This window comes from Winogradskyella sp. (assembly GCF_016744625.1).
GTDB lineage: Bacteria > Bacteroidota > Bacteroidia > Flavobacteriales > Flavobacteriaceae > Winogradskyella.
Map to the genome: position 1 here is coordinate 1 of NZ_JADGDZ010000151.1, position 3,806 is coordinate 3,806.

General features: G+C 34.3%; 3 protein-coding genes and 1 pseudogene. 3 read left to right on the top strand and 1 reads right to left on the bottom strand.

Annotated elements, in window-relative coordinates; genetic code table 11:
- The first annotated feature begins 10 nt into the window (after positions 1–10).
- The 3 genes and pseudogenes from QZZ53_RS16965 to QZZ53_RS16975 all read left to right on the top strand — a co-directional run bounded on the left by QZZ53_RS16965 (position 11) and on the right by QZZ53_RS16975 (position 3,191).
- Positions 11–1,243 (top strand): annotated as a pseudogene (locus tag QZZ53_RS16965) (DUF4331 family protein).
- 163 nt (positions 1,244–1,406) lie between these two features.
- Complete coding sequence (locus QZZ53_RS16970) at positions 1,407–2,684, top strand: cell surface protein (RefSeq protein WP_296386925.1); 1,278 nt, start codon at positions 1,407–1,409, stop codon at positions 2,682–2,684.
- Between the two features lie 3 nt (positions 2,685–2,687).
- Positions 2,688–3,191: a hypothetical protein gene (locus QZZ53_RS16975; RefSeq protein ID WP_296386928.1), complete on the top strand. Its 504-nt coding sequence runs from the start codon at positions 2,688–2,690 to the stop codon at positions 3,189–3,191.
- Positions 3,192–3,412: 221 nt separating this feature from the next.
- On the opposite strand, the gene QZZ53_RS16980 is transcribed toward QZZ53_RS16975, so the two are convergent.
- Complete coding sequence (locus tag QZZ53_RS16980) at positions 3,413–3,706, bottom strand: GNAT family N-acetyltransferase (protein ID WP_296386930.1); 294 nt, start codon at positions 3,704–3,706, stop codon at positions 3,413–3,415.
- Positions 3,707–3,806 lie beyond the last annotated feature (100 nt).

A 3,806-nucleotide genomic window follows, 5' to 3' on the forward strand; every position in this document is an offset into this window, starting at 1 on the left:
ATAAAAACACATGAAAAAAACAAATTTTTTAATCGCAACAGCAATATTAGGTGTTGCGACTTTCGTTGCAATTGCGGCAGATCATATTGATGCTCCTGCAGTACAAGGTGGTACAAGTGATATCACAGATTTTTATGCCTTTCAAGGTGCAGACAACTCAAACATAGCATTTGTAGCTAACGTACAAGGGCTTTTAGGCGCTGGTAGTGAAACACAGAATGCTGCATTCGATGAGAATATAATGATTGAATTCAATATTGATACTGATAATGATAATATTGAAGACTTAGTAATCCAAGCCGTTGCAAGAGATGGTAAAATGTACGTTTTCGGGCCAATAGCTCCAACACAAACAGGACTAAACAGCTCCATTATTGCAAATTCAGGGAATCAAGTATCAGTAGATATTACACCTTACGGACAAAATGCTATTACAGAAACTTCTGGAGGAATTATGGCATTTGCAGGTCCAAGAGACGATCCATTTTTTATGGATTTTGGACGCTATGGTCAAATCATCGGAGGTATGGAAACAGAATTCGCTAATCCAGGTACAGATACGTTTGCAGGCTCTAATGTAATGTCTGTAGTTGTTGAAGTACCAAAATCAATGATAGGTGGTACAGGCACTATCAATACTTGGGTAGAGTCTAAAAGAAAACAATAATCTTATAAACTAGAACACATGAAATTTAATAATATAAAACTTTTTGCCATAACCATTTTAGTATCATTGACAGCTTACAATTGTAGTGATGATGATAATCCAACCGGACCAACTGGTCCAAACTTTACAGGAACGTACATACAACAAGATCAAATGGGACGACCAGCAGTAAATACGGTATTTGTTTCTGGAGGCATGAAAGATGCTTTCAACACCACGATTCCTTCTCAGCAGAGTGCAACATTTCAGTCAATGTTTCAAACAAACTTAGAAGCTTTGAGTCCTGCTTACAATGATCCAACAGATGCAAATGCATTAACATTAACGTCAACTCAGTTTACAGGTTTATTAGCCACTGATGTTCTTAATGTGTCGTTAGATGGTACAACAACCTTCTATGATGGTACAAATGTACTAACTGGTAGAGCTTTAACTGATGATGTGATTACTGTAGAATTGTTATTAATCTTTGGTGGTGAAGACTTTACCGAAAATCTAGGATTGTCTAATGATAATGTAGATGCAAACGATAAAGCATTTTTAACCTCATTTCCTTACTTGGCTTCACCTTGGTAAGCTATTGAACCAAAATTCACTATTAATAAGTGAAACTATCTGTCGCATTGAGCGTAGTCGAAATGCATTATAGTCAGAATTTTAATTTTCTCGACTACGCTCAATGCGACAGTTTAATTAGCCATGTTTATTTAAACTAAAAACTCAAGAAAATATATAAATTATGTTACTCAAAAAAGTCATTCCCTTTTTATTAGCTGTAATTATGTTCAGTTGTGACTCTAAAACAGTTACTAATACAGAAGATTACAAAGCATATTTAACAACTACAATTGATAATTCAGAACTACTTGCAGGAGCACAATTCTGGACTAGAAAATTAGAGGCTAATCCTCATCAATTTCCTTACTTAGGAAAACGTGCAAGTGCTTACTCTCAGATGTTTATTGCTACTGCAGATATATCGTGTTTAATTAAAGCTGAAAATGATTTACTCAAAGCCATAGAATTAACAGGAAACAAAAACGCATCGTATTTAAAAAGTTTAGCATCAAATTATATTTCGCAACACCGTTTTAAAGATGCTTTAGAATTATTAAAACAAGCTGAAACGATTGGCGAAAAGTTAAACGGAACTAAAAAAATGTTGTTCGATGTGCATTTAGAATTAGGCAATTACATATATGCCAAAGCGTATTTAAAAGACATAAAAAATACTTCAGATTTTGATTACCTCATTCGTTTAGCTAAATGGGAAGATCATAAAGGCAATTTAGACCAAGCTATTGTTGAAATGGAAAAAGCGACAGAAATTGCAGAGTCGTCAAACTTAAAAGGCGTTAAACAATGGGCTTTTACCAATCTAGCTGATTTTTATGGTCATGCTGGAGATATTGATAAGTCTTATCAATACTTCTTAAAAGCTTTGACGCTCAACCCAAATGATGCTTATGCAAAAAGAGGTATTGCATGGATTGCCTATTCTCACGAAAACAATGCAGAAGAGGCTTTAAACATATTAAATCACGTATCTACCTATTACAAAGCACCAGATTACGATTTGTTAAAAGCCGAGATTGCTGAATTTACAAACGATAATAGCCTAAAATCAGAAGCTATTAACTCTTATAAAAACGCTGTGAGAAATAAACATTATGGCGAAATGTATAACAAGTATAATGTTATGGTTTATACAGAAGATTTACTATTACCAGAACAGGCACTAGAGATTGCTGAGCGAGAAGTTGAGAACAGACCAACACCACAATCTTACGATTTATTGGCTTGGAGTTATTTTAGAAAAGGTGATGTAACAAAAGCAAATGCCATTATAGAAACTTACGTTGATGGACAAACCTCAGAGCCAGATGTGTTATACCATATCGCAGAAATTTATAAAGCTGCAGGAAAAACAGACAAGGTAAAACCTTTAAAAGCAGAGTTGGTTGCCAGTCTTTATGAACTAGGACCTTCAATGAAAAACAAAATTAATAACCTGTAAGTCTTGAAAACTAAGATCTACATATATTTATTTTTTAGCCTTTGCTTTAACCAAGTATTTTCGCAAACACTACCAAAATTGCAATGGATTGAAAAGGAATCTATGACAATAGAAACGTCTAAAGTTGATTTCAACTTTAATACTGAAACGGAAACTAACACTAACACCTTGTCGCTTCTAACTATTGGTAGTAATGCATTTACAGTGCAAGTATTTAATTATACGATTAACGACGTATCATTTGGTATTAATATAAGGCTAGAAGAAGAACTCCCTTACGAAGCGAACAGCTACGATTATACAGGCTTTTCATATTTAGACTTTAGTTGTAGCTATGTTATTGGCAATTTTAATATTGGTGTATCTGTAGAGAATTTATTAAATCTAAACAGTCAAGCATTTAGCATAGATCCTAATTTAGAAACGGCAAATGGTATTACTAGTGCATTTTACTTATCTCACGAATCTGATGCTTTGGTAGCATTAGCTGTGACCTACAATTTCTAGAAGGAATCAACTGCTAATTTGTGGGGAAGCAGATTACGTTTAGTTGAGGCACCTGCTCTTTTGAGTGGGTGTTTTTTTACAACGGTTTTATTAAGCGCCTGCTTTAATGGCGTTTATTTTTTGTTATAAGTTTTTGTCACACCAATACCAGACTACATCTTCACCACCAGATTCATAAGGTGCAAATTTGTCAAATTCCATCCCAACTTTTTCCATCACTCTTATAGACGTTTATTTTCCTTCATAGCAATTGCTATTATCCGTATTAATTCGAGTTTCTCAAATCCGTATGTCAAAATTGCATGAGATGCTTCTGTTGCAAAACCCATTCCCCAATATTTAGGTGAGAATCTATAACCAAGATCAATTTCATCAAATTCAGGTAGATATGCTAAACCAGCCCAGCCAACAAACTGTATCTCATTTTTTAGAAAGGCAGCCCATCTTCCGTATTCATACTTCTCATACTTGCCAGAGAAAATTCCGAAGGAATTTTCCAAATAAGCACTTGCCAAAGCAATTAATTATACACGTCTTAAGTTTGTCATTGATTGCATTTAACTAATAAAAAGAAAGAACAAAAGAGAGAAATAAGATTAGTATACACGGTGAAGC

What these genes read in the sequence shown, in the direction of transcription:
- QZZ53_RS16970 (WP_296386925.1), top strand. Translation starts at nt 1,407, where the DNA reads ATGTTACTCAAAAAAGTCATTCCCTTTTTATTAGCTGTAATTATGTTC.